Source organism: Neptunomonas marina, assembly GCF_004005935.1.
In the GTDB taxonomy this organism is placed as follows: Bacteria; Pseudomonadota; Gammaproteobacteria; order Pseudomonadales; family Balneatricaceae; genus Neptunomonas; species Neptunomonas marina.
In genome coordinates this window covers 79,515-102,858 of the sequence record NZ_SACQ01000002.1, presented here as the reverse complement: position 1 = coordinate 102,858, position 23,344 = coordinate 79,515, and the positions used below count along the sequence as shown (strand labels likewise).

The 23,344-nt window shown below is 51.3% G+C and carries 26 protein-coding genes; 12 read left to right on the top strand and 14 right to left on the bottom strand.

Features of this window, described 5'->3' with window-relative positions; genetic code table 11:
- Window positions 1-3: 3 nt before the first annotated feature.
- Together lipA and EOE65_RS05170 are read left to right on the top strand one after the other, a co-directional pair.
- A complete protein-coding gene (gene lipA / locus EOE65_RS05175) occupies window positions 4-987 on the top strand; it encodes a lipoyl synthase (RefSeq protein ID WP_127693239.1) in 984 nt (327 codons plus the stop codon).
- Between the two features lie 107 nt (window positions 988-1,094).
- Window positions 1,095-1,535 carry an OsmC family protein gene (locus EOE65_RS05170; RefSeq protein WP_127693238.1) on the top strand — a complete coding sequence of 147 codons (441 nt, stop codon included), beginning with the start codon at window positions 1,095-1,097 and terminating at the stop codon, window positions 1,533-1,535.
- 1 nt (window position 1,536) lies between these two features.
- Here the strand turns inward: EOE65_RS05170 and EOE65_RS05165 are convergent, their stop codons facing one another.
- The 4 genes from EOE65_RS05165 to leuS are packed head-to-tail and all read right to left on the bottom strand — an operon-like array spanning window position 1,537 to window position 6,055.
- Window positions 1,537-1,851 (bottom strand): c-type cytochrome, encoded by a 315-nt coding sequence (locus EOE65_RS05165; protein WP_127693237.1) that lies wholly within the window; start codon window positions 1,849-1,851, stop codon window positions 1,537-1,539.
- Window positions 1,852-1,899: 48 nt separating this feature from the next.
- Window positions 1,900-2,928 carry a DNA polymerase III subunit delta gene (gene holA, locus EOE65_RS05160; protein ID WP_127693236.1) on the bottom strand — a complete coding sequence of 343 codons (1,029 nt, stop codon included), beginning with the start codon at window positions 2,926-2,928 and terminating at the stop codon, window positions 1,900-1,902.
- Window positions 2,928-3,446, bottom strand: a complete 519-nt coding sequence (locus EOE65_RS05155) for an LPS-assembly lipoprotein LptE (protein WP_127693235.1) — start codon at window positions 3,444-3,446, stop codon at window positions 2,928-2,930. The genes holA and EOE65_RS05155 overlap by 1 nt, the downstream gene beginning before the upstream one ends.
- A 14-nt stretch (window positions 3,447-3,460) precedes the next feature.
- Window positions 3,461-6,055, bottom strand: a complete 2,595-nt coding sequence (gene leuS / locus EOE65_RS05150; protein ID WP_127693680.1) for a leucine--tRNA ligase — start codon at window positions 6,053-6,055, stop codon at window positions 3,461-3,463.
- Between the two features lie 156 nt (window positions 6,056-6,211).
- Here leuS and EOE65_RS05145 point away from each other — a divergent pair, with 156 nt between their 5' ends.
- Both EOE65_RS05145 and EOE65_RS05140 read left to right on the top strand, forming a co-directional pair.
- The gene (locus EOE65_RS05145) at window positions 6,212-6,754 is read left to right on the top strand and encodes a zinc ribbon-containing protein (protein ID WP_127693234.1); all 543 of its coding nucleotides are present in this window, start codon (window positions 6,212-6,214) and stop codon (window positions 6,752-6,754) included.
- The gene (locus EOE65_RS05140) at window positions 6,742-7,095 is read left to right on the top strand and encodes a hypothetical protein (protein ID WP_127693233.1); all 354 of its coding nucleotides are present in this window, start codon (window positions 6,742-6,744) and stop codon (window positions 7,093-7,095) included. Before EOE65_RS05145 ends, EOE65_RS05140 begins: the two co-directional genes overlap by 13 nt.
- Window positions 7,096-7,153: 58 nt before the next feature.
- On the opposite strand, the gene EOE65_RS05135 is transcribed toward EOE65_RS05140, so the two are convergent.
- Complete coding sequence (locus EOE65_RS05135; protein WP_127693232.1) at window positions 7,154-7,342, bottom strand: RSP_7527 family protein; 189 nt, start codon at window positions 7,340-7,342, stop codon at window positions 7,154-7,156.
- 118 nt (window positions 7,343-7,460) lie between these two features.
- On the opposite strand from EOE65_RS05135, the gene gcvA reads away from it, so the two are divergent.
- Window positions 7,461-8,354, top strand: a complete 894-nt coding sequence (gcvA, locus tag EOE65_RS05130; RefSeq protein WP_127693231.1) for a transcriptional regulator GcvA — start codon at window positions 7,461-7,463, stop codon at window positions 8,352-8,354.
- Window position 8,355: 1 nt separating this feature from the next.
- Here gcvA and EOE65_RS05125 read toward each other — a convergent pair whose 3' ends face one another.
- A complete protein-coding gene (locus tag EOE65_RS05125) occupies window positions 8,356-8,817 on the bottom strand; it encodes a DUF4124 domain-containing protein (protein ID WP_127693230.1) in 462 nt (153 codons plus the stop codon).
- A 236-nt stretch (window positions 8,818-9,053) separates the two neighbouring features.
- On the opposite strand from EOE65_RS05125, the gene EOE65_RS05120 reads away from it, so the two are divergent.
- From EOE65_RS05120 to EOE65_RS05110, 3 genes are read left to right on the top strand one after another with little or no spacing between them, the layout of a single operon-like run.
- Window positions 9,054-9,296 carry a Trp family transcriptional regulator gene (locus EOE65_RS05120; protein ID WP_127693229.1) on the top strand — a complete coding sequence of 81 codons (243 nt, stop codon included), beginning with the start codon at window positions 9,054-9,056 and terminating at the stop codon, window positions 9,294-9,296.
- Between the two features lie 19 nt (window positions 9,297-9,315).
- Window positions 9,316-10,710, top strand: coding sequence for an anthranilate synthase component I family protein (locus EOE65_RS05115; protein ID WP_127693228.1), 1,395 nt, complete (start codon window positions 9,316-9,318; stop codon window positions 10,708-10,710).
- On the top strand, window positions 10,707-11,372 hold the full coding sequence (locus EOE65_RS05110) for an anthranilate synthase component II (protein ID WP_127693227.1): 666 nt from the start codon (window positions 10,707-10,709) through the stop codon (window positions 11,370-11,372). The genes EOE65_RS05115 and EOE65_RS05110 overlap by 4 nt, the downstream gene beginning before the upstream one ends.
- Here EOE65_RS05110 and lnt read toward each other — a convergent pair.
- From lnt to miaB, 5 genes are read right to left on the bottom strand one after another with little or no spacing between them, the layout of a single operon-like run.
- Entirely contained in the window at window positions 11,344-12,846 is a 1,503-nt protein-coding gene (gene lnt, locus EOE65_RS05105; RefSeq protein WP_127693226.1) for an apolipoprotein N-acyltransferase, read from the bottom strand. The genes EOE65_RS05110 and lnt overlap by 29 nt on opposite strands.
- Window positions 12,847-12,850: 4 nt before the next feature.
- Window positions 12,851-13,696, bottom strand: a complete 846-nt coding sequence (locus tag EOE65_RS05100) for an HlyC/CorC family transporter (protein ID WP_127693225.1) — start codon at window positions 13,694-13,696, stop codon at window positions 12,851-12,853.
- A 9-nt stretch (window positions 13,697-13,705) separates the two neighbouring features.
- The gene (gene ybeY / locus EOE65_RS05095; protein ID WP_127693224.1) at window positions 13,706-14,161 is read right to left on the bottom strand and encodes an rRNA maturation RNase YbeY; all 456 of its coding nucleotides are present in this window, start codon (window positions 14,159-14,161) and stop codon (window positions 13,706-13,708) included.
- A complete protein-coding gene (locus EOE65_RS05090; RefSeq protein ID WP_127693223.1) occupies window positions 14,158-15,153 on the bottom strand; it encodes a PhoH family protein in 996 nt (331 codons plus the stop codon). Before EOE65_RS05090 ends, ybeY begins: the two co-directional genes overlap by 4 nt.
- Before the next feature lie 20 nt (window positions 15,154-15,173).
- Window positions 15,174-16,523 carry a tRNA (N6-isopentenyl adenosine(37)-C2)-methylthiotransferase MiaB gene (gene miaB, locus EOE65_RS05085; RefSeq protein WP_127693222.1) on the bottom strand — a complete coding sequence of 450 codons (1,350 nt, stop codon included), beginning with the start codon at window positions 16,521-16,523 and terminating at the stop codon, window positions 15,174-15,176.
- Window positions 16,524-16,678: 155 nt separating this feature from the next.
- Between miaB and EOE65_RS05080 the strand changes: the two genes are divergently transcribed.
- Window positions 16,679-17,002 (top strand): DUF1820 family protein, encoded by a 324-nt coding sequence (locus EOE65_RS05080; RefSeq protein ID WP_127693221.1) that lies wholly within the window; start codon window positions 16,679-16,681, stop codon window positions 17,000-17,002.
- A gap of 34 nt (window positions 17,003-17,036) precedes the next feature.
- Here the strand turns inward: EOE65_RS05080 and EOE65_RS05075 are convergent, their stop codons facing one another.
- Complete coding sequence (locus EOE65_RS05075) at window positions 17,037-17,531, bottom strand: hypothetical protein (protein WP_127693220.1); 495 nt, start codon at window positions 17,529-17,531, stop codon at window positions 17,037-17,039.
- A 71-nt stretch (window positions 17,532-17,602) separates the two neighbouring features.
- Window positions 17,603-18,622 carry an EF-P beta-lysylation protein EpmB gene (gene epmB / locus EOE65_RS05070; RefSeq protein ID WP_127693219.1) on the bottom strand — a complete coding sequence of 340 codons (1,020 nt, stop codon included), beginning with the start codon at window positions 18,620-18,622 and terminating at the stop codon, window positions 17,603-17,605.
- Between the two features lie 106 nt (window positions 18,623-18,728).
- On the opposite strand from epmB, the gene efp reads away from it, so the two are divergent.
- Window positions 18,729-19,292 carry an elongation factor P gene (efp, locus tag EOE65_RS05065; protein ID WP_127693218.1) on the top strand — a complete coding sequence of 188 codons (564 nt, stop codon included), beginning with the start codon at window positions 18,729-18,731 and terminating at the stop codon, window positions 19,290-19,292.
- A gap of 64 nt (window positions 19,293-19,356) precedes the next feature.
- Complete coding sequence (gene epmA, locus EOE65_RS05060; RefSeq protein ID WP_127693217.1) at window positions 19,357-20,325, top strand: EF-P lysine aminoacylase EpmA; 969 nt, start codon at window positions 19,357-19,359, stop codon at window positions 20,323-20,325.
- A gap of 35 nt (window positions 20,326-20,360) precedes the next feature.
- Here the strand turns inward: epmA and EOE65_RS05055 are convergent, their stop codons facing one another.
- A complete protein-coding gene (locus EOE65_RS05055; protein ID WP_127693216.1) occupies window positions 20,361-21,515 on the bottom strand; it encodes a MalY/PatB family protein in 1,155 nt (384 codons plus the stop codon).
- 289 nt (window positions 21,516-21,804) lie between these two features.
- Here EOE65_RS05055 and EOE65_RS05050 point away from each other — a divergent pair, with 289 nt between their 5' ends.
- Window positions 21,805-23,343 (top strand): 2-isopropylmalate synthase, encoded by a 1,539-nt coding sequence (locus tag EOE65_RS05050; protein WP_127693215.1) that lies wholly within the window; start codon window positions 21,805-21,807, stop codon window positions 23,341-23,343.
- Window position 23,344 lies beyond the last annotated feature (1 nt).

Genomic DNA, 23,344 nt, shown 5'->3' with positions numbered 1-23,344 from the left:
CTTATGGCGAATTCTCTTGGTAAGACGACACCCAAAGGAACAGCAGAACAGGGAGTTAAGTTACGCGGTGCAGAAAAGGTAGCGCGTATACCCGTAAAAGTTATCCCCACTGAAAAAGACGAAATGCCGCGCAAGCCTGAATGGCTGCGGGTTCGAATGGGTTCGAGCCAAGAAGTAAAACGTATTAAAGATAAGCTGCGCCACCATAAACTATCTTCCGTTTGTGAAGAAGCTAGCTGTCCAAATATTGGCGAATGCTTTAGCCATGGTACAGCGACTTTCATGATTATGGGTGATATCTGTACACGCCGTTGTCCGTTCTGCGATGTGGCTCATGGTCGTCCTAATCCTCTGGCTGAAGATGAGCCACGTGAGTTGGCAGAAGCGATTACCGACATGGGGCTGCGTTATGTGGTCATTACCTCGGTTGATCGTGATGATCTACGCGATGGTGGAGCGCAGCATATCGCCAACTGCATCATCGAAACGCGTAAACGCTCAGACAGTATTCAAATCGAAACACTGGTGCCAGATTTCCGTGGCCGTATGGATGTAGCGCTTGAGATTCTTGCTGCAACACCACCAGATGTGTTCAACCATAACCTTGAAACAGTACCGCGCCTTTATAAGAAAGTGCGCCCGGGCGCTGATTATCAATGGTCGCTGGACCTGCTCAAAGGCTTTAAAGAGCGCCAGCCAGAGATTCGCACCAAGTCGGGGCTTATGGTGGGTGTTGGTGAAACCAACGAAGAGATTATTCAAGTGCTCCACGATCTGCGAGCACACAACGTAGATATGCTAACGATTGGTCAGTATCTGCAACCAAGCCGCAACCACTTGCCGGTTGATCGTTTCGTGACACCGCAAGAGTTTGATGAATTCGCAGCTATCGCTAAGGAGCTTGGTTTTAGCCATGTCGCCAGTGGCCCATTGGTGCGCTCTTCCTACCATGCCGATCTGCAAGCTAAAGGTGAGAAGGTAGGCTAACGGTTGTTTTAGCATCAATAGAGGAGCTTCGGCTCCTTTATTTTTAGCTTCTATATTAAGTTGTACTAATTTAATATATTGCGTTTTATTCTCGAGGCGAGGTTCCTATGTCAGTACTAAAAACAGTGCGTATTGAAGCGCAAATGACCGATTCATTTAAAGTAGCAGCCGATATTCGTGGCCATCAGATGACGATCGATCAGCCTGCTGCCGGTGGTGGTACTGACCTTGGCCCAACGCCGCTAGAGATGTTTCTGTTCTCTTTAGGTGGCTGCATTGCAACGATTGGACGTATCGCCGCTAAACAGCAGAAGATTGAGCTGCGCCACTTTGCGGTCTCTGTTGAGGGTGATTATGACCCTGCTGCGTTATTGGGGCGTGAAACAGAAAGCCGCGCAGGCTTTCAAACCTTGCGTGTAACAGCTGAAATCGATGCTGATTTGAGCTCTGCGCAAAAACAAGCGTTCTTAGATGAGGTGTGTGATCGCTGCCCGCTGCACGATAATATCAAGCTTGCGAGTGAAGTGGTTCATACGCTCGCTGAGTAGGCTATTTAAACCTGCTCACGTACTCGGCAATAGCGTCCGTTTGTTGTTCAGTGAGATGTGCAAACATCGGTGTTCGATGCGCTGCAATTTTGCTGTTGCCGTAAGTCATTAACAGCAGTACTTCGTGACTCTTTAACGGGGTATTGCTGCTACGTTTGGCAAGATCTGCTCCCGCCCCCGACTCCACATGGCACGCTTCACAGTAGTAGGCGTAGAGGTCATCGCCTTTACGTAAGGTGTTAGGGTCCTGTTCCCAGCATCCACTTAAAAGGATAGCAGTGGCCAAGAAGGCGAGGGGTTTAGCTAAGCGTGACATAGGATCACCCGTAGTCAGTGGAGGTGATCTAAGTATAGGAGAGTCTGTCTAATGGGGCATAGGGAGTTTAATCGGCCCACCACATAAGCGCACGCTAATATCGTTAAGCAATAACCAAGGTGAGCCTTGGCTGATGCCTTTAATAACACGATCCAACTCGTGGCAAGAGGTAATAAGCTGGTGCAGTGTTTGTGTGCTTAAACGATCAGCGCAGCGTTTCATTACCGCTTTCTTTTTGCCCCAAATACGCTCTTTCTTGCACAGCATATCGTAGCTTTGGCCGCGCTCGAGCCCCTGTTTAATGGCATATAATGAGCGAATCTCTTTGCTCAATGCCCACAGAATAATGGGCGGCTCTGTACCTTCTTGGTGTAGCACATTGATGATCTTGATACAGCGCTCGCTTTGGCCCAGCGCGATAGCGTCCATAAGACCATACACATCGTAGCGCGAGCTATCTGACACGGTGGCGATAATATCGTCAGCCGTCAGTGTGCTTTGTGGGTGCAGTAGCGCTAACTTCTCAAGCTCTTGTTTGGCTGCGAGCAGATTGCCCTCAACGCGGTCACACAGTAGTTGAATGGCGCCATCATCAAGGCTGAGTTGTTGGCTTGCTGCACGATGGCGTATCCAGCCTGGCAGTTGATTGATCTCAACCGGCCATACTTCAAGAAGTACCCCAGATTTTTCGATCAGCTTATACCAAGCCGACTTTTTGGTATTCGCATCTTGTTTATCCGCAATGATAAGCAGAACGTTGTCTTCAGGCGCATGGGCGGCATACTCCTGAATGATCTCGCTCGCTTTTTTATTCACCTTTTGAGAGCCCAGGCGGATCTCGATCAGCTTTTGACTAGCAAATAAAGAGAGCGCATTGGCACACTCGAGCAGATACTCCCATGAAAACTGCCCGTCCACATGCAGGACCTCACGCTCTTCAAATCCTTTTGCGCGCAGCGCTTGGCGGATAAGATCGCAAGACTCTTCGATGATAAGGGGCTCATCTCCTGTGACTAGGTAGATAGGTGCAATGCCGCGTTTCAGCTCTGCACCTAGCTGCTCAGCGGAGAGCTTCATTAACGCGTCGCTTCTAGCTGGCGTATTTGGGCGATATATTGACGCAAGATCCGCGTCGAAAGGGTTTGCCACATCTCTTGCTGGATCTGCTGCTCTTGCGCAAGGCTGGCGGTTGCAGCATCGGCATCGTAGTCATAGATACGTTCCGTGCGCGCTTGCAGCTTCGTTGCAATAACCTTCTCTTCGCGATCCAGTATCTCGAAACTGACGAGCTTTAATAGCTCGTACTCATCTACGTTCGCTTTTTCATCCAGCGTGATGGAGCGGCGATTCTCATAGATTTTGTCGATCTTGATCTGGTAATCCGCATCGCCTGTGATGCGGATACCTTGCTCAGCAATGGTGAGCATTAAAAAGTGCTCAAAGGCATCAGGTGTATTTTTGGGTAGCGTTAACCTTAGCTCGGTTGCTGCAATAGGCACATCGAGCGCCCCGCGCAATTTAAAACCGCAGCCTGCGATGATCGCGGTGATCAGCACCAGTGCGCTAGCCTTTAACCATACACCTGTCCTTTGCACGCTTTTTCTCCTACTTAACCGACAACAATGTTGACCAGCTTACCTGGTACAACAATTTTCTTACGGATCGTTTTGTCACCCATAAAGCGCTGTACGTTCTCGTTACCCAGCGCAGTATGTAGCACGATATCTTGGTCAGCGTCTGCAGCCACTTCGATCTTGGCGCGAACCTTACCGTTTACCTGTACCACCATCTCGATCGAAGAACGAACGAGTGCTGCTTCGTCAAAAGCAGGCCATGCTGTGCTAAGCAGGTCATCTTGATGACCAAGCTCGTGCCAAAGTTGGTGGGTGATGTGCGGCACAATAGGTGCTAGCAGTTGGATGGTTGCCTCCAGTGCTTCACGCATCACAGCGCGGCCCTGTTCGCTATCATCAACGAACTTCGTAACGGCGTTTAACAGCTCCATGACCGCTGCAATAGCTGTATTGAAGGTCTGGCGGCGCTCGATATCGTCAGAGACTTTCTTGATCGTCTCATGAACTTTACGGCGTAGTTCTTGCTGGGTGTTGTTGAGTTGCGCTGTGTCCAACGCGGCTACGTCCGCTCCGCCTGCTAGGTGGTCGTTCACCTGCTTCCATAAGCGACGTAGGAAACGGTTTGCACCTTCAACACCTGAGTCCGACCACTCCAGCGATTGCTCTGGTGGGGCTGCGAACATCATAAATAGACGCACGGTGTCCGCACCATAGCGATCGATCATCACTTGTGGATCGATACCGTTGTTTTTGGATTTCGACATTTTCGTCACGCCAGCTGGCATCACCGCTTCGCCGTCGTCTTTGTGACGAGCGTTGATGACACGGCCCTTGTCATCTTTTTCAGTGATAACATCGGTTGGCGCGATCCAGATTTTGCCGCCCTTATCATCTTCGCGGTAGTAAGTATCGGCCAGTACCATGCCCTGACAAAGCAGACGAGTGAATGGCTCATCAGAGTTTACAAGGCCTTCATCGCGCATCAGTTTGTGGAAGAAGCGAGAGTAGAGCAGGTGTAAGATGGCATGCTCGATACCGCCAATGTATTGGTCGACAGGCAGCCAGTAATTAGCGGCTTCTGGATCAAGCATCGCATTTTCAGTGTGGCGGCTGGCATAGCGTGCGTAGTACCAGCTCGATTCCATGAAAGTATCGAACGTGTCAGTCTCGCGTTCAGCAGCGCCACCACATTTCGGGCAGGTTGTTTCGATAAAGCTCGCCATCTTCTTGATGGGTGAACCGCTGCCATCAAACTCAACGTCTTCTGGTAGCACAACTGGTAGCTGATCTTCTGGCACAGGTACCGAACCACAGCTTGCACAGTTAATGACTGGGATTGGCGTACCCCAGTAGCGCTGGCGAGAGACACCCCAGTCACGTAGGCGGTAGTTGATCGTTACCTTGCCTTTCTTTTGGCGCTCAAGTTCAGACGCAATCGCTTTAAAGGCCACATCGAACTCTAGGTCATCGAAATCGCCCGAGTTGATCAAAGTGCCTTTGTCAGTGAAAGCCTCTTTGGTGAGATCAACTGCGATGTTTTTATCCGTTGGCTGGATAACTTGCTTGATCGGTAGGCCGTATTTAGTCGCAAACTCCCAGTCGCGTTGGTCATGGCCCGGTACTGCCATCACGGCACCCGAGCCGTAGTCCATCAAGACAAAGTTGGCTGTCCAGACTGGTACGTCTTCGCCGGTTAGCGGGTGCTTAGCGGTGAAGCCGAGCGCCATACCGCGCTTCTCCATTGTTGCCATATCGGCTTCCGCAACTTTGACGTTTTTGCACTCTTCAATGAAGGCCGCTAATTCAGGGTTATTTTGCGCAGCTTTCAGCGCCAGTGGATGCTGGGCTGCAACGGCTACGTAGGTGACGCCCATCAACGTGTCTGGGCGCGTGGTGAAGACTTCAAGGTCGCTGCCGTCTTCAACGTGGAACATCAGTTCTACGCCTTGGGAGCGTCCAATCCAGTTGCGCTGCTGAGTACGCACCTGCTCAGGCCATGCATCGAGTTTGTCGATGTCGTCTAACAGTTGGTCTGCATAATCTGTGATCTTAAGGAACCACTGTGGGATCTTTTTGCGCTCAACGAGTGCGCCTGAGCGCCAACCGCGACCATCAATAACCTGCTCGTTAGCAAGTACGGTTTGATCGACTGGGTCCCAGTTTACTTCCGCTTCTTTTTTGTAAACCAGCCCTTTTTCCATCAAACGCGTGAAGAACCACTGTTCCCAGCGATAGTACTCTGGGTGGCAAGTTGCAAGCTCACGGTTCCAGTCGTAGCCAAAGCCCATCTGTTTGAGCTGGTTGCGCATGTACGCAACGTTCTCGTAGGTCCACTTGGCAGGCGCGACATTGTTGTTCATGGCCGCGTTCTCAGCGGGTAAGCCGAATGCATCCCAGCCCATCGGCTGTAGTACATTTTTACCCAGCATACGTTGATAGCGTGAGATCACATCACCAATCGTGTAGTTGCGAACATGTCCCATGTGCAGTCGGCCGCTTGGGTATGGGAACATAGACAGGCAGTAGAACTTCTCTTTACTGGTGTCTTCGGTGCATTTGAAGCTGTCGTTCTCCTCCCAGAATTGCTGTGCCTGGGACTCAATATCTTGCGGGTTATATTGTTCGTTCATGTTCGCTTTATTGATCTCTTGCCCATCTAAGTGGAAAGATTTTTTCACTTCAGAGGGGACTGCTGGAAAGTTAAAGTTATGGCGCATAGGATACATTATAAGGCCCGCCACAAACAGCGGCAGGCTGCTCAATTTTGAGCTGTTCCGGAGGTAATCATGGATAAAGATGACAACAAAACCCCTGTTTCTGAGGGGCAAGCAACCAAAGCATACCGGCGCGCTTTAGATCGCTTAACGGAGCGCTTGGAGAAAGCGGAAGAGCGATCGTGGGAGTTTATTCAGCAGCAGATCGAAGAGGCTGTTGAGATCGAGTTAACTGCGCAAGAGATGACGCGTGATGAAGTCGATCTCCTGAAAGCTTACCTCACAAGGGATTTGAAGCAGTTAGGTTACTACGCGCATGAAACCGGTGAAGGTATCGCGGCATGGCTGAACTTCGATCTGAACATCCTCGAGTCGGAGCTGGTGAACCGGTTAATTGCATTGGCGGATCAGACGCGGGTGGATCAAGAGCGCCTGCGCGAGCAGCTTGCCAATGATAATGACGAGTACATGGCGGGCGAGATCGCGGCGATGGGCACCATGGAGTGTCAGCAATGCAAAGCGCAAGAGCAATTGCTCGATATCAGCTTATTGACGCCGTGCTCATCATGTGGAGGAACACTGTTTCGTCGTGTCTCAGATACATGGGCAGGCTAGCGCTGGTTCTATTGGCGGGGGTGTGGCTGAGTGCCTGCCAGCCGCAAGGCGATTATCAACCTTTGTGGGTGCAGATCGCGAATCAAAGTAGCCAACGTTTGGCGCGTGTCGAAATCCAGCACGGTAATGCGAACACGCAAGAGCAGATTACGCTATTGCAACTCGAATCTGGGCAGTCGCGGATGTTGGCACTGAACCATCAGCCCGGTCAGGGGTTTAGCTTAACAGTGGTGTATGCAGATGGAACATCATTTGAGATGTGTGTCGGGAAGTATATCGATGCACCTGTTATTACGGAGGTGATAACTGATGATGGTCTTGATGAGAGAGCAGGGCGCTAAAGTTGGTGTGTCAAAAATTTGGGGGCCGTTCGGCCCCAAATTCTTTGCCGGTTCAGCTTTAGTGATGTGCTGGACGGCGGATCTCGATGCTCGGTGTGCTGATGTGCAGTAACGCCTTAACTTTTTTCACGATAGCTGCAAATAGCTCAGCATGGTATTCAGCGCGCAGGTCACGTGCTTGATCCATGTAGTATTGCGTGTCGATTTGGCCTGAAGCGTCGGTTTTGATCTGAATATCGTCGTTCATCTTGAACCTCGGTGGTTACTGGGTTGTTTTGATGGGTTTATACTAAGGTCGAATCGCGATTTGCACAAACGATCAAAATTCACCAAAATGCTGAGAAAAATTCATCAATGGTGTTTTTATGCGTCGTTTACCTCCGCTCAAGGCAATTCGTATGTTTGAGGCTGCTGCACGTCACCAGTCGTTTGCCGCGGCTGCCGATGAGTTACACGTCACAGCATCAGCGGTTAGCCACCAAGTGAAAGCGCTTGAAACCTATCTAGGGATCGCTTTGTTTCGGCGTAACAAACGCCAAGTTGAGCTGACACCCGTGGGCGAGCAGTACCTGATTCCCATTAAGCACGCGCTTAATGAGATAGAAGTGGCGACGCAGCGGCTTGTTACCACAAGCGATCCCGCGCTGGTAACCATCAGCGTTGCGCCCAACTTTTTGACGCGTTGGTTGATGCCCCGTATGAACCGCTTTCAGGAGCAATACCCCGATATAGAGCTACAGATCAGTGCTTCAACAGGCTTGATCGACTTCTCCACATCCAACACCGATATGGCGATCTACTTTGGCCATGGAGACTGGCCGGATATCGATATCCACTTCCTGCGCGATGTATTGCTGGTGCCGGTTTGTAGCCCGGATCTTTTAACTGGGCGCAAACCGCTCGCCACGCCCGATGATCTGCGCCAACACACCTTGATCAGTGTGTCGAAGCGCCTACATGAGTGGCCTGAGTGGTTGCAGCTAGCGGGGGTAGATAGTGCGGGTCTTGGCCGCGGCTTGCAGCTTTCGAGTAGCCAGTTGGCAACTGCCGCAGCACAAGAGGGGCTTGGTGTTGCGTTAGCGGATAGTACGCTGACATCCCGTGAGATCGAGGAGGGCAAATTGGTTGTCCCCTTCGATATCCAGATGGACACCAATAAGAGCTTTTATCTCGTCTATCAGAAAGGCCGCTCGTTAACAGCCGGTATGAAGGCGTTTAAAGACTGGGTGATGGAGGAGATGCAGCACAGCGTTATTTGAGCTATTGGCAGTAAAGATCGATGCGTTGCTGCATCCGCTCCAGTGCTGGTTGTGCCTCAGGGCCATCAACGCGAATGATTTTGCCTGTCGAAGCTTGATACGCTTTTACGCCATTGGCGCGCGCATTACGATACTGCTCCCGCGCTGCACGGCACGCGTTTTCATCATACGTATCGTGTTGGCGTGTGCGGTAATGAGAAGAGCGCTGCTGACGCTCTTTCAGGCGCTCTGTGCGGTTTAGCTCATGTTTCAGCTTGCGGTTAACACGGTCGGAGTCGATGCCATGATGTTGCTTGGGAAGGTCCACCGCTTTTGCCTCGCCAGAGACCTCTTTGGGTGGCACTGTCGAAAAATGCAGTTTGCCGTTCTCATCGCGCCACTTGTACACCTGCTCTGCCAAGGTGTTGGTTGCAGGCAGTGCAATTAACATCATAGAGATAAGAACAAACGGCTTAAACGTCACAACTACAGTTCCCTTTGAAGTATTAGCGATAGATTATGCCTCAATTAAGGCAAGAATCTAAAGTCTACTGTCTCTCATTGATTACGCAAAATTTAATTCATCGGGCTTTCGTTCTATGAGTTGGCTCGGGCGCGATCGTTATTGCTATTGAGTAGCGGTGGCCGGTTATCCGCACAAATGGCGATCAGCAGGATTATCTATTGACTTTTTGTACTTTCATACTAGTATGCTAGTGCATGAGTACGGAAAAAGAATACATATCAGATTTAGTGACGCACCTGTTGCAGCAGCAAGATCCTGATGCGATGGAATCTGCACTGCGCGCTTTACTAACCCCAACTGAGTTTACGGAGGTCACGAAGCGTTTGCAGATCTTCCGTATGCTCGAGCAAGGCGTGCCGCAGCGGCAAATTGCAGAAACCTTAGGTGTTGGTATCGCCACCGTGACACGTGGTTCCCGTGCCTTACAAGGCAAATAGAGTACCGAAAGAGATGACTATGAAGGCCAAGCCAGAGCGCATTGATTTAGCGCGCAAACCCCATTACGTGACAATGTCAGCCGACTGTGACTTTTTTGCTCTTTTTAAAAAGATCGAGAAGCGTTTTAGCACCTGCTTTATGCTCGAATCCCTAGGTGAAGAGAGCTATATATCGCGCCACTCCATTATTGGTTTTGATCCCGAGAAAACCCTCTGGGCGCAAGGGAAAACGCTGTATATCGCTGATCGTGACGGTAATACCGAAAGTTATGAGAGCGATAACCCCTACTATCTATTGCGTGAGTTAGTACCGCAGGATGTTATCTCGCGTAAATATGCGGGTGGACTAACGGGTTACCTTGGCTACGATGCGATGAATTATTTTGAACCATCGCTCAGTCTGCAAAACAGTGAAATGTTCGATGCGTTCCGTTTTGGGCTTTATAAAGATGGCCTGATTCTAGATAAGATGACCGGTGAGGTGATCTACTTCTATTACGATGAAAACCGTTTGCCTCTGGTGGAGGAGATTCTTGCCCAAGAGTACGAGGGCAACGGCGAGCTTAAGATTACCAACCTTGGCGACACTATGAGCCGCGCAGAGCATGAGCAAGCGGTGTTGAAAGTGAAGCAGGACATTATCGAAGGCAAAATTTTCCAGACAGAGGTGGGTTTTAAGAAGCGCTTTCACCTGGATGGCGACACCATCAACATCTATGAGCAGCTGCGCGAAGTGAATCCATCGCCACAGATGTATTACGTCAAGTTTGATGATCAAAAGCTGATCGGTGCTAGCCCTGAGCTGTTATTCCGTTTACGCCAAGGCGAGATGGAAACCTTCCCGCTAGCGGGTACGGCTAAACGTGGAGCAACCGAAAAGGAAGATCGTGCGTTGGCGCGTGCGCTTTTGAATGACCCTAAAGAGATTGCTGAGCACAACATGATTGTTGATCTACACCGTAACGATATCGGCCGAGTGGCGCGCTTTGGTACGGTAAAAGTGCGTAGCTTGATGGATATTAAACGCTTTAGTCACGTACAGCATATCTCAAGTGAAATTGTCGGCATCATCTCTGAAAAGCACGATATGTTCTCGGCATTGGCGAGTAACTTCCCTGCCGGCACTCTCACCGGTGCACCAAAAATTGAAGCGATGAAGATTATCGATGATCTTGAAGCGGATGGCCGTGGTCCATACGGCGGAGCCGTTGGGCACTTCTCGTTTAACGGCGATTGCACCTTTGCGATTCCGATTCGTACTGTGTTTGCTAAGGGTGAAGATGCTTACGTGCAAACCTGTGGCGGTAACGTGTTTGACTCTAACCCAGAGGATGAGTACGAAGAGATTCGCCGTAAGTTCGCGGGTACTAAGAAAGTGCTGGATCAGTTTATGGTAGCGGAGGGTGAGGCATGAAAGTCCTGATTATCGATAACTACGACTCTTTCACCTACAACCTTTACCAATTTATCGGCGAAATCCTCAGCGCTGAACGTGGCCGCGGGCATATTGAAGCATTTGATGTGATTGTTAAACGCAACGATGAGGTCACACTTGAGGATGTCAAAGCGATCGCTGCGGACCGTATTATCATCTCGCCGGGCCCAGGCAACCCCGAAGATGCTCACTATTTTGGTGTATGTGCTCAAGTGATCAAAGAGGTGGGTAAGACGACACCGCTACTGGGCGTTTGTTTGGGTATGCAGGGTATTACGCACGTCTTTGGTGGTCGTGTTGTTAAGGCCGCGTTGCCGATGCATGGCAAAGTGAGCCCGATCACGCACGATAGCTCAGGTATTTTTGCCGGTATTCCTGATCAGCTAGAGGTGATGCGCTATCACTCGTTAGTGGCAGAGCCTGCTGAGTTACCAGCGTGTTTGCGCTTAACGGCGGTAGTAGGAGAGCTAACAGCGGATCAGTTTGAAGATCGCCAGCGCGTTGCTGCCGGTGACGTGTTTGAAATTATGGGCATTCAACATCGCGAGTACCCCATCACAGGGATTCAGTTCCATCCAGAATCCTTTGCGACTGAGGGCGGTAAAGAGCTCATTAAGAACTTTTTGTTCGGCGCAGCCTAACAGCGCTAACGAGTACCAGTGCCAAGCTGGCCAGTAGGGTTGGCATGTTGCCCCACTGTTGATACGGCGTGAGTCCTTCGCGCCGTTCAATCTCCCCACGCAGTACCCCTTCTTGGTACGACGAAATACTCTCAGTGATCTCACCATGATGATTAATCAGCGCAGTAATACCGTTGTTGGTGCTGCGCACAATCCAGCGGCCATTTTCTAGGGCGCGCAATTGCGCAATTTGCAGATGCTGCGCCGGTGCGAGCGTATGGCTGAACCAAGTATCGTTCGAGACTGTTAAGATCCAATCCGCTTGTTGTGCCGATGCGGCGACTAACTCCGGATAAGCAATTTCGTAACAGATCGCTGCGGCAATCTTATGTTGCGATGTGAAGAGCGGTTTTTGGTCGGCAGGTGGTAAGCTAAAGCTCGACATGGGTAGATCAAAAAATGCCGTGAGGCCACGCACCTGCTTCTCAAAAGGGACATACTCGCCAAACGGTACAAGGCGCTGCTTATGGTAGGTGTTCATGATGCCAGTCAGCACCGATAAGCTGTTATGTACACGGTAGCCGTCTGGGTGGCTGCGGTCGAACTCAATGGAAGGGATACCGCTGATGAGGGTACGGTCTTGTGACTCGAGTGCCGATAAGAACGCCGCTAACATCGGTTCTGCGTTGTAGATGATTTCGGGCACCGCGGTCTCAGGCCAGACGATTAACTCTGCATCGGTGTGCTCTGCTGTGAGCTGTATATAGCGGTCAATAATCTCTGGTAGGTAGCGCTTATCCCACTTCATATCCTGTGGGATATTCGCCTGCACAACCGCAACAGAGTGGGGATTGCCAATGGGCTGAGTCCAGTTGCTTGGCAACAGGAAGGTCCCTAAGCAAGCGGATAATCCGAGCGCTATCCAGCCGCGTTGTCGGTGGCTTTTGGCGCTGTGTAAACAGGCACCGGCAACAGAGATCGCCACGGCGATGAAACTGAGTAACCAGATGCCGCCAATGGGTGCCCATGCGCGCAGGGGTGAATCCAGTAGAGGGTAACCTTGTAGCAGCCACGGAAACCCCGTAAATAACCAGCCGCGTAGCCATTCAAAGAGCACCCATAAGCCAATAAAAGTGAGAGCGCCGTATCGATAGGGTTGGTTTAGACGTGCGTACAGCCAGCTTTGAGCGGCAAAGAACAGCGCCAGTGTTGCGACGAACACCGCCGTCATAGCCGCTGCGAGCAGTGCAGGTGTTGCGCTAAATTGACTAATACTAACGTAAACCCAAGACACCCCTGTGCCAAACAGCCCGGTGCCAAAGCTCCAGCCGGTCCAGAAGGCGGGCGTCGGTGCTTGGTAGCGAATGAGCCAGAAAAGGATGGCAGGGCTAATGAGCGCAATTGGCCAGAGGTGAAAAGGTGCGAATGCCAGTGGTGTGATTGCTCCGGCAAGCAAGGCAAAACCACACCTTTTGTTCAGCAGCCATTTGCGCATAGGATCAGGAGTCGAGCGGGTTACGTTTCACTTGTAATAAACGGATACGGCGGTTATCTGAAGAGAGTACCTTGAAGGTAAAGTCTTCGATATGCACCTCTTCATCCTTGCGCGGCAGGTGCCCAAACTGCTGTGTCACAATGCCGCCAATGGTATCGAACTCATCGCTTGGGAAGCTGGCATCGAAGTACTCGTTAAAATCATCGATCTCGGTGAGCGCTTTTACGATGTAAGCGTTGTCATCGAATGGGCGAATATTGCCATCATCCTCTTCAACGTCATGCTCATCTTCGATCTCACCAACGATCTGCTCTAAGACATCTTCGATCGTGACAAGGCCTGCGATACCGCCGTACTCATCAACCACGATAGCCATGTGATTGCGGTTAGCACGGAACTCTTTGAGCAGTACATTGAGGCGCTTGCTCTCGGGGATGAAAGTCGCTTTGCGTAGCTTGCTGTAGATATCAAACGCTTGATCGCCATCTTCGATAATCAATGGCAGCAGATCTTTAGCGAGCAGTACGCCGATCACCTCATCGGGTGATTCACCAATAACAGGAAAGCGCGAGTGGGCGCTGGAGATAATAACGGGGAGGAACTCTTTTGGGGTTTGCTCGGCCTCAACAACGACCATCTGTGAGCGTGGGATCATAACATCGCGAACTTGCATCTCAGCGACTTGTATAGCGCCTTCAATAATGCTCAGGGCCTCGTGATCCAGAACGCTTTCTTCTGCTGCATCGCGCAAAACAGTCAGGACTTCCTCACGTGTTTTAGGCTCATCAGTAAACGCCTGGGCCAGACGCCCCAGCCAACTTCGCGGTTGGCCCGATCGATCTTCGCTCATGGTTGTTTCTTACTCTCCGTTTTCATAGGGGTTGGGAATATCCAAAGAGGCAAGAATCTCAACTTCGAGCGCCTCCATGGCTTCAGCATCTGCATCCTTTATATGGTCGTAGCCAATTAAATGCAAGACGCCATGTATGGTCATATGCGCCCAATGGTTGCGCAGCGGTTTACCTTGTTCTTGCGCTTCGCTAGCAACAACATCCGCGCAGATCGCTAAGTCACCTAGTAGGCTGACAGGAACCTCAGGCGGTGCATCAAAGGGAAACGAAAGTACGTTCGTCGGTTTGTCTTTACCGCGGTAGTCATTATTGAGCTGCTGGCTCTCCTCTGGCGAGACGATGCAGATGCATACCTCGCCCTCGGTTTTACGGCCAGTGAGTGCGCAGCTGACCCACTGCTCGAAGTCGGCATCGGAGATAGCTTCGAGCTCAACTTCACGCTGTACATCAACGACGAAACTCATGACTCGTTGCTCTCTTGAGTCTTCTCGAAGCGGTCATAAGCCTCAACGATATGCTGTACTAGCGGGTGACGAACCACATCTTTCGAAGAGAAGTGGGTAAAGCCGATGCCTTTCACGCCATCGAGTACATGCAAAGCGTGCTTGAGGCCAGACTTGGTACCCTTTGGTAGATCGACTTGTGTAATATCGCCTGTGATGACTGCTGTAGAGCCAAAACCGATACGCGTCAGGAACATCTTCATCTGCTCGCGAGTGGTGTTTTGGCTCTCATCCAGAATAACAAACGCGCCATTGAGCGTACGGCCACGCATGTAGGCAAGTGGAGCTACTTCAATGATGTTGCGCTCAATCAGCTTGCCCACTTTCTCAAAACCCAGCATCTCATATAGGGCGTCGTAGAGCGGGCGCAGGTAAGGGTCCACCTTTTGGGATAGATCACCCGGCAAGAAACCGAGCTTCTCACCCGCCTCAACGGCGGGACGAACCAGCAAGATGCGTTCAATCTCTTCGCGCTCTAGCGCTTCCACCGCACATGCAACTGCCAGATAAGTTTTACCTGTACCGGCGGGACCAATCCCAAAGTTGATGTCATGGCTCCAGATTGAGCGTACATATTTTTGCTGGTTGGGGCCACGAGGCTTGATAAGTGCTTTGCGCGTGCGAATGGCGACTTCCATCTTTTCGTTGCCCGCGCTGGTGGCCGTGCGTTGTTCAACGCCAGATTGCTGCAGCAGCAGGTGAACGCTTTCTGGTGTGATCTGTGCGCCATCCAGTGCGTCTTGATAAAGGTGCTGTAGGATCTCTGCAACCGATGTTGCGGTGGTTGTGTCACCGCTCACATGAAATTCGTTGCTGCGGTTGTTGATCGTTACTTTAAGGCGTGATTCGATCAGCTTTAGGTGTTCGTTTAGCTGACCGCAAAGGCCCGCGAGGGCCTCTGCATCGAAGGGGCTGAGCAGGAATTTAATATCCTGCGTTTGCTGTTGGGTCATATAGGTTTGATGATCCTTGGTTACTGGAGCGTATCCAGTTCGGAGCTTTCCAGCTCACCGCGCAGGGAGTTGGGGAAAGCTTCTACAATTTTTACGTTAGCGAAACGGCCAATCAGGTCTGGATTATCGCTACGGAAGTTTACAACGCGGTTATTCTCGGTACGGCCAGAGAGTAACCCCGGATCTTTCTTGGAGTAGCCGTTTACCAGAATGCGTTGAGTGGTGCCTACCATACGGCGGCTAATCGCTTGTGCTTGCTGGATGATGCGGTTTTGCAAAATCGCTAGACGCTCTTTTTTCGTCTCTTCGCTGACATCATCGGGCAGGTCTGAAGCAGGTGTACCCGGACGGCGGCTGTAGATAAAGCTGAATGAGTTATCGAAACCGATCTCTTGAATCAGGTTCATCGTTTGCTCAAAGTCGAAATCTGTCTCGCCAGGGAAGCCGATAATAAAGTCGGACGACATGGATAGATCTGGGCGGGCCTTCATCAGTTTACGAATCTTGGATTTGTACTCGAGTACGGTATGGCCGCGTTTCATGGCCATCAGAACACGGTCTGATCCTGATTGTACCGGCAGATGAAGGTGGCTAACGAGCTCAGGTACATCAACATATGCTTCGATCAAACTATCGGTAAACTCAACCGGGTGTGACGTCGTAAAGCGGATGCGGTCGATGCCGTCGATCGCTGCAACCATGCGAATAAGCTCGGCAAGGTCTGCGGTATCACCATCGTGAGTAGCACCGCGGTACGCGTTAACGTTCTGGCCTAGCAGGTTTACTTCACGTACCCCTTGTTCGGCTAATTCAACGCACTCGGTGATCACGTCGTCTAGTGGGCGGCTGACCTCTTCACCACGGGTGTAAGGTACAACACAGAAAGTGCAGTACTTGCTGCAGCCTTCCATCACCGATACAAAGGCTTCAGCACCCTCTACTTTTGGGGCTGGCAGGTGGTCGAATTTCTCGATCTCAGGGAAGGAGACATCCACAATACCAACCGAGCCTTTCTTCGTCTCTTCGATCATCTCGGGCAAACGGTGTAACGTTTGCGGGCCGAAGATCATATCGACGTAGGGTGCTCGGCCAAGAATCGCTTCACCCTCTTGGCTGGCAACACAGCCGCCCACGCCAATTTTAAGTGCTGGGTTTGCCTCTTTCAGCTTGCGCCAACGACCCAACTGGTGGAATACTTTTTCCTGCGCCTTCTCCCTGATAGAGCAGGTGTTGAGCAGTAAAACATCGGCCTCGTCCGGGTTGTCCGTCAGTTCCAATGCATGACTCTCGCCTAGTAGATCAGCCATACGGGCAGAATCATACTCGTTCATCTGACAGCCATGAGTTTTAATAAATAGCTTTTTAGCCATTACACACCTTAGTTGGATCGTTTAAAAAAAGACCGAAAATTATACAGCAGCCTTGGCGGTAATCATAGATTTGCAGGGCGTTGTAATTTCCGATTACGTCCCCATCAATGCGATCATAAGCTATCGATTTCAACCCTTTTAGAGAGCAGCTTGTTATGTCTAAAGACGATCGTATCTATCGCGTGATGTTCGTCAATCAAGATCAAGTGTACGAAGTGTTTGTAAAGCATGTTTTTCAGAGCGATATGTGGGGCTTTTTGCAGCTTGAGGATTTTATCTTTGGCAGCCAATCCGATTTGGTGGTTGACCCGAGTGAAGAGAAGTTAAAGCAGCAGTTTGCAGGCGTGGAGCGCAGTTATATTCCGATGCAAGCTGTGATTCGTATTGATGAAGTGAAGCAGGAAGGGGTGGCCAAAATTACCGATGCCAAAGGTAATGTGGCGGCTTTTCCTATCATGCCGCCACCCACTAAAAAGTGATCAGTATAGCCCCAGCTTGATGCGGGGCTTTGCCTTAGAAGCAAGTGCTGGTTGTAGCGTTCGCTAGCATCTTGCCTTGTGCCATTTCGATGCTGCCATCTTCAAAGATGATCTCGACCTGATCAACATCGATACACGCAACTTGATTGCCTGCCCAGGTGTTGTCCCAACGATGATTATCAACAACGGTTCCCGGCATAATCGGGCCCGGAACGCGCAGGTAGGCGCGCTCATCTAAACTCTTGCGTGGTTTGACTACATTACCGTTCTTATCAAAAGCGGTCGCACGGAACAGCAAATACTGATAAGTCGCTGCAGAGGTGTTCGTAAAACCAATTTCAGCACCAGATGCCTTCGAGCGTTGCTTCAGAACCGGTGCCATGTTGTTCAAGCTGATCAGAGGTTCCGGCTCAGGCGCAGGTGGCGGCGGTGGCGGTGGTGCAACAACCACTGACTCGCGGCTACAGGCGGCAAGCAATGTTGCCGTTGTGATGATGGCGAACCATCGTGTCAGTTGCATCGTGCGCATGAATCCAAGCCTCTTCGTTTTTATCCTCGGGGTAGGATGTACTGTATAGCAAAAAGTTCCTTAACGGCACACTAAGGCGTATGAGTACCTAACAGTGTTTTGGAGGGTCTGCCGGGTATCTCTCTGGCTAGGCGTGGCAGTAGGTAGCCCGGAACTTCGCGCTGGAGTGCTTGAACTAGCTGGATCGCTTCGCTGTCCGGTATATCAAAATGAGCAGCACCTGCCACCGCATCCAAAACGAATAGGTAGTAAGGTAAAACGCCTGCACTGAACAGCGTTTGGCTGAGCGCCTTTAACGCCTCCACCGAGTCATTAACACCCCGCAGCAGCACCGCTTGGTTAAGTACGGTTGCATTGCTGCTTTTTAGCGTTGCGATGGCAGCCATTACTTGGTCATCTACCTCTTGGGCGTGATTGGTATGCAGCACCACAACCTTATTCAGGCGGCTTGTCTTTAATGTGTTGGCGAGTGCTTCTGTGATGCGGTTTGGAATCACCACGGGCAAGCGGGTATGGATGCGCAGTGTTTGCAGGTGTGGGATCGCATCGAGATCTTTAATCATCCGCTCAAGTCGTGCGTCGCTGGTGGCTAGCGGGTCCCCTCCTGAAAAGATCACCTCGTTGATATCGGTTCGCTCGGTTAAATAAGCTAACACGTGCTGCCATTTTTCGCCGCCAAGCTGGTTGTCTGCATAGGGAAAGTGGCGCCGGAAACAGTAGCGGCAGTTGATAGCACAGGCACCGCTTAGCACCAACAGCACGCGGCCATGATACTTATGGATCAGACCGGGCAGTGGGTTGGAGGTCTCCTCCTCTAGTGGGTCGTGGGTATAACCTGGGTGGCTTTCAAGCTCCGCCGCTGCGGGTAAAACTTGTAGCAGGAGCGGATCGTTTGGGTCGCCTTTGCGAATACGCTTGAGATAAGCCGGAGGCACTAGCAGTGGAAACTGATTCGCCGCAGCACTTGAGGCGCTAACAGCGGCGCTGGTACCGGTTAACTCAAGGTGTTCAAGGAGTTGCTGAACGCTGAGCTGTGACTGGCGTAGCTCGGTTTGCCAGTTCGCAGGATAAAGTGTTGCTTGCGGTGTCATGAGGCTGGTCTGCAATTGAATTGGCTCGCATTCTGCTTTCAAGTAGAATGACTGTCAATTTTCGGGCTAAGGCCCACTAATGAATCAGTTTTAGGACAGAAATATCATGGCAAATTACTCCGCAAACCAGCTGAAAAATGGCCTTAAGGTAATGATCGATGGTGACCCTTGCGCCATTATGGATTTGGATTTCGTAAAACCCGGTAAAGGCCAAGCGTTTACGCGTGCGAAGATGCGTAACTTGCTTACAGGTCGCGTTTGGGAGCGTACTTTCAAATCCAACGAAAGTGTTGAAGGTGCGGATGTAATGGACCGTGACATGGAATATTTGTACTTCGATGGTGAGATGTACAACTTCATGGTGCCAGTAACGTTCGAGCAATACGCCGTTGATAAGTCAGCGATCGGTGAGGCTTACAAATGGATGAAAGAGAACGAAACGTGCATGGTGACCCTGTGGAACGATAATCCGATCTCTGTTCTGCCGCCTAACTTCGTTGAGTTAGAAGTGACAGAAACAGACCCAGGCCTGAAAGGTGATACGGCGCAAGGCGGCTCTAAGCCAGCAACACTGAGCACCGGTGCGATTGTTCGCGTACCGCTATTTATCGACCAAGGTGAAGTGCTGAAAATCGACACCCGTACAGGCGAATACGTGAGCCGCGCGTAATATCGACGCAACGCTTAATTTACGGCAGCTTCGGCTGCCGTTTTTGGTTTTAGGGGCATCAATCATGAGCTTGCACTGGCAGCCTTCCACAACAGTAGCCGCGCTGCACCAACGCGCCGCGATACTGGCACAGATTCGCCAACACTTCGCCAATGAAGCGGTTTTAGAGGTTGATACTGCGGTGCTGTCACAATGCGCCGTGAGCGACCCTTTTATCGACTCTTTTGAGCTGTCGTTTCGTAGCCATCCAGACAATGACGGTCAAGCTTGTTTTCTGCAAACATCGCCAGAGTATGCGATGAAACGCTTACTCGCCGCAGGCAGCGGTTCCATCTATCAATTGGGTAAAGTATTTCGCAATGGCGAGGCGGGCCGCTTTCATAACCCAGAGTTCACAATGCTGGAATGGTATCGCATCGGGTTTGATGAGCACGCGCTGATGGACGATATCGAGCGGCTGCTCACGCCGCTTCTACCGGACTACCGCTTTGAGCGTATCAGCTATGATGCGCTGTTTGAGCGCGAGCTTGGCATCGAGTTGGCGAGTGCCTCCAATGCCCAGTTAGCTGCGCAGATGCGCCAACATGTGGACGTGGAGCACCCAATGGATGATCGAGATGGTTGGCTCAACCTGCTGATGTCCCATGTGATCGAGCCGCGGCTGTGTGGCCGAGCCGTGTTTGTTACGGACTATCCTGCCAGCCAAGCTGCGCTCGCGCGTTTGAAAAGGTTACCAAACGGGCAGCAGGTTGCGGCGCGCTTTGAACTGTTTGTTGATGGTGTTGAGCTTGCAAACGGCTACCATGAGCTAACCGATGCCAACGAGCAAGAGCGGCGTTTTTTGCAGGATAACGTGCAACGCAAACAGCTAGGTTTGCCGCAACGGCCGTTAGATATGCGGTTGGTTGCTGCGCTGCAATCAGGGTTGCCCGATTGTGCAGGTGTGGCGTTGGGGGTAGATCGGCTCGTGATGTTGGCTACAAAAGCTGCACACATAGAAGAGGTGATCCCTTTTATGTTTGAGCAGGCCTAGCGGCTATTGGCCCCCCTAAGAGGGCCAGACAGGTATTACGCAGGTAGGTGATTGAGCAGCGCTGTGCGAATGCGTTTTACGGCTTCCTCAAGGAGGGGACGGGAGCAGCCAAAGTTAAGGCGCATAAAGCGGTCATCGCCAAAATCACGCCCCGGTGACATACCGACGCCTGCTTGCTCAAAGAAGCGTGCAGGGTTTTCCAGCTTCGCTGCAGATACATCAATCCATGCAAGATAGGTCGCTTCAATCGGTTTCAGGCTGAGGCCCGGAATCTTATTAATCTCTTGTAACAGGTAATCTCGGTTTTCGCGCAGATAGTCGAGCTGTACCTTGTTCCACTCATCACCGGCTTCGTAAGCACCGATCGCAGCAGTGTAACCTAGCAGGTTGACGTCGGGCACAATGCCTTTGCGAACCCGGTTAAAACGCTGGCGCAACTCCGCATTCGGAATGATAGCGAATGAGCAACCCAAGCCTGCAATGTTGTAGGTTTTACTCGGTGCCATCAGCGTAATTGTGCGTTGCGCAATCCGCTCGTTCAGGCTGGCCAAGGGGATGTGTTTGAGATGAGGCTCCAGAATAAGATCGCAGTGGATCTCATCAGAGCAGATAATCAGATCGTGGCGCTCGGCAAGTGCGGCTAACTGCTCTAGCTCGGGTTTGCGGTAAACTGTGCCACCGGGGTTATGAGGGTTACAGAACAGCAACAGCTGCGTTTGTGGTGAGATCGCCTCCTCCAGCTTGGTAAAGTCGATCACCATCCGGTCAGCCACTTCAGTCATCGGCACCTGTGTGACCACTCGGTCTGAGAGGTGGGGGCCAGTGACAAAAGGTGGATAGATCGGCTGTGGCGAGATCACGCGGTCGCCGGCTTCTCCCACCGAGCGGCAGGCTAGGTGTAAGCCGCACACCAAACCGGGCAGCCACACCAGCGCGTCTTTTTCAATCGACCAGCTGTAGAGGCGCTCCATGCGTTGCACTACTAACTCTTCTAAGCGCTTAGGTGTATTGGTATAACCAAATACACCGTGAGATACCCGCTCTTGGAGCGCTTCGATCACGCTTGCAGGCGCCATAAAGTCGGTATCTGCAACCCACATAGGCAGCACTTCGCTATCTTGATAGCGTTCCCACTTTTGGCTGGCGGTGTTACTGCGATCGATAGGGGTATCAAAGTCGTTAAATGTCATAACGTTTCCTGTTCTGTACCGGTGGTAAATTATCAGCTGATACGGGGTGTTTGCTTGCATCTAATCACACATGGCGGAGCTTGCAAATGGACCGAGCCGCTTTATAGTGACGCTTATTAGATGACGAAAACCCGTGAGAGTGCGCCTTGTGCTGATAAGTCGCGCTAATAGTGGTTACTAAAGGCGGCTGTAATCAGGATAGTTAATTCCGCAGCCTCTCATAATTACGATAAAATAGAACGCTTCGCACAGTGTTAAACATAGACTGTGCTCAGTGGGAGTTGGTTCAATGAGCAATAATCAGGTTATTATTTTCGACACAACCCTTCGCGATGGCGAGCAGAGCCCCGGCGCATCGATGACGCGCGATGAGAAGCTGTGTATTGCTAAGCAGCTTGAGAAGATGCGTGTTGATGTTATCGAGGCGGGGTTTGCAATCGCCTCTCCGGGAGATTTCGCCTCCGTTAAAGCGATCGCTGAAGCGGTGACAGAGAGTACCGTTTGCTCATTGTCTCGCGCGCTCGACGCCGACATCGATCGTGCTGGTGAAGCACTGCTGAACGCAGCTTCTGGCCGTATCCATACCTTTATCGCAACATCGCCTATCCATATGAAGTACAAGCTACAGATGGAGCCAGATCAGGTGATTGAGAATGCGGTACGTGCGGTGCGTCGTGCTCACAATCTGATTAGCGATGTGGAGTTCTCTTTAGAGGATGCGAGCCGCTCCGAGCTAGATTTTATGTGCCGTATCATTGAGAAGGTGATCGATGCAGGTGCTCGCACCATTAATATCCCAGACACTGTGGGTTACGCGGTACCAGAGGAGTTTGGTTACACGATTCGCCAACTGTTAGAGCGCATTCCAAATGCAGATAAGGCGATCTTCTCGGTGCACTGCCATAACGATTTGGGCCTAGCGGTTGCTAACTCATTGGCGGCGGTCTCTGCGGGTGCCCGCCAAGTTGAGTGTACGATCAACGGTTTAGGTGAGCGTGCTGGTAACGCATCACTGGAAGAGATTGTGATGGCGTTGCGCACGCGTCGAGATCATCTTGGTCTTGAAACAGGAATTGATACGACGCAAATCGTACCGGCTTCGCGCTTGGTTTCTAGTGTGACAGGCTTTCCGGTACAGCCGAACAAAGCCATTGTGGGCGCTAACGCTTTTGCGCATGAGTCCGGTATTCACCAAGATGGTGTGCTAAAACACCGTGAAACCTACGAAATCATGACAGCGCAGGATGTGGGCTGGAATACCAACCGCATGGTGATGGGAAAACACTCAGGTCGTAATGCGTTCCGCTCCCGTCTTGAGGAGCTAGGCACCAGCTTCAGTTCTGATGCTGAGCTCAACAATGCGTTTGCACGCTTTAAAGACTTGGCTGATAAGAAACACGAAATCTTTGATGAAGATCTCGTGGCTTTGGTGTCAGACACCCGTGCTGCCGATGCGTATGAGAAGTTCAAACTCTCATCTTTGAATGTGACCTCCCAAACCGGCGAAACCCCATTGGCGCAGATCACCATGATGGTGGATGGCCAAGAGCACAAAGCTGAATCAACCGGTGGTGGCCCAGTGGATGCCGCACTGTGCGCCATTGAGCAAGTGGTGGCATCAGGTGCATCGTTAGAGCTTTACTCAGTGAATGCGATTACCAGCGGCACCGATTCCCAAGGAGAGGTCACCGTGCGTCTTGAGAAGGGCGGCCGTATCGTGAATGGCGTGGGTGCTGATACCGACATCATTATCGCTTCGGCGAAAGCTTACATTCACGCACTGAACCTGCTGGATGCGAACGTTCAGAAAGCGCACCCACAGGTTTAGT

Coding starts and splice junctions, on each gene's coding strand:
- lipA (WP_127693239.1), top strand. CDS start 4: ATGGCGAATTCTCTTGGTAAGACGACACCCAAAGGAACAGCAGAACAG.
- EOE65_RS05170 (WP_127693238.1), top strand. CDS start 1,095: ATGTCAGTACTAAAAACAGTGCGTATTGAAGCGCAAATGACCGATTCA.
- EOE65_RS05165 (WP_127693237.1), bottom strand. CDS start 1,851: ATGTCACGCTTAGCTAAACCCCTCGCCTTCTTGGCCACTGCTATCCTT.
- holA (WP_127693236.1), bottom strand. CDS start 2,928: ATGAAGCTCTCCGCTGAGCAGCTAGGTGCAGAGCTGAAACGCGGCATT.
- leuS (WP_127693680.1), bottom strand. CDS start 6,055: ATGAACGAACAATATAACCCGCAAGATATTGAGTCCCAGGCACAGCAA.
- EOE65_RS05145 (WP_127693234.1), top strand. CDS start 6,212: ATGGATAAAGATGACAACAAAACCCCTGTTTCTGAGGGGCAAGCAACC.
- EOE65_RS05140 (WP_127693233.1), top strand. CDS start 6,742: ATGGGCAGGCTAGCGCTGGTTCTATTGGCGGGGGTGTGGCTGAGTGCC.
- EOE65_RS05135 (WP_127693232.1), bottom strand. CDS start 7,342: ATGAACGACGATATTCAGATCAAAACCGACGCTTCAGGCCAAATCGAC.
- gcvA (WP_127693231.1), top strand. CDS start 7,461: ATGCGTCGTTTACCTCCGCTCAAGGCAATTCGTATGTTTGAGGCTGCT.
- EOE65_RS05120 (WP_127693229.1), top strand. CDS start 9,054: ATGAGTACGGAAAAAGAATACATATCAGATTTAGTGACGCACCTGTTG.
- EOE65_RS05115 (WP_127693228.1), top strand. CDS start 9,316: ATGAAGGCCAAGCCAGAGCGCATTGATTTAGCGCGCAAACCCCATTAC.
- EOE65_RS05110 (WP_127693227.1), top strand. CDS start 10,707: ATGAAAGTCCTGATTATCGATAACTACGACTCTTTCACCTACAACCTT.
- lnt (WP_127693226.1), bottom strand. CDS start 12,846: ATGCGCAAATGGCTGCTGAACAAAAGGTGTGGTTTTGCCTTGCTTGCC.
- EOE65_RS05100 (WP_127693225.1), bottom strand. CDS start 13,696: ATGAGCGAAGATCGATCGGGCCAACCGCGAAGTTGGCTGGGGCGTCTG.
- ybeY (WP_127693224.1), bottom strand. CDS start 14,161: ATGAGTTTCGTCGTTGATGTACAGCGTGAAGTTGAGCTCGAAGCTATC.
- EOE65_RS05090 (WP_127693223.1), bottom strand. CDS start 15,153: ATGACCCAACAGCAAACGCAGGATATTAAATTCCTGCTCAGCCCCTTC.
- miaB (WP_127693222.1), bottom strand. CDS start 16,523: ATGGCTAAAAAGCTATTTATTAAAACTCATGGCTGTCAGATGAACGAG.
- EOE65_RS05080 (WP_127693221.1), top strand. CDS start 16,679: ATGTCTAAAGACGATCGTATCTATCGCGTGATGTTCGTCAATCAAGAT.
- EOE65_RS05075 (WP_127693220.1), bottom strand. CDS start 17,531: ATGCGCACGATGCAACTGACACGATGGTTCGCCATCATCACAACGGCA.
- epmB (WP_127693219.1), bottom strand. CDS start 18,622: ATGACACCGCAAGCAACACTTTATCCTGCGAACTGGCAAACCGAGCTA.
- efp (WP_127693218.1), top strand. CDS start 18,729: ATGGCAAATTACTCCGCAAACCAGCTGAAAAATGGCCTTAAGGTAATG.
- epmA (WP_127693217.1), top strand. CDS start 19,357: ATGAGCTTGCACTGGCAGCCTTCCACAACAGTAGCCGCGCTGCACCAA.
- EOE65_RS05055 (WP_127693216.1), bottom strand. CDS start 21,515: ATGACATTTAACGACTTTGATACCCCTATCGATCGCAGTAACACCGCC.
- EOE65_RS05050 (WP_127693215.1), top strand. CDS start 21,805: ATGAGCAATAATCAGGTTATTATTTTCGACACAACCCTTCGCGATGGC.